This is a genomic window from Arthrobacter sp. 05T410, from assembly GCF_056396505.1.
In genome coordinates, this window is the sequence record NZ_JBFTLP010000062.1 from 1 (window position 1) to 409 (window position 409).

Sequence of the window (409 nt, forward strand, 5' to 3'; positions counted from 1 at the left end):
GGGTGGTTTTGGGTTGTGGTGGCGGGGTTTTTGGGTGGTGGGGTGGGTGTGGGGGGTGGAGTTGCGGTGGGGGCGTGGTGGGTGTATTGTTTTCTAAGTCGCCGCGAGGGAGACCAGCGGAAATGCTGGGAACCGGAGGCGGCCAATCCCCTAAATTTCAAGACCGGATCTGGTCGGCGTTTTGTGCGCTYCGGGTTCGGGTGGGGCGGGTTGGATGGTTTGCGGGTCGCGGAAACGCTGATTTGCAAAGCGGTCCGGACTCGGGTAAGTTTGAAAAGTTGCTCCGGAGCGATCCTTGACTGTTTGTTGGTTGTGGTGGTGCCGGGTGTGTCTGTTGTTTGAGAACTCAATAGTGTGCCAAGTTTGTTGATACCAATTTATTGTATTGAATTGGTTGAATTTGCCGGGC

Annotated in this window: 1 protein-coding gene; it reads right to left on the reverse strand. The window is 55.6% G+C overall.

What is annotated here, in order from left to right:
* Window positions 1–150: 150 nt before the first annotated feature.
* Window positions 151–409, reverse strand: a 259-nt coding sequence (locus AC1DFR_RS22390; protein WP_476874507.1) for a hypothetical protein, incomplete at its 5' end; no start/stop codon positions are given.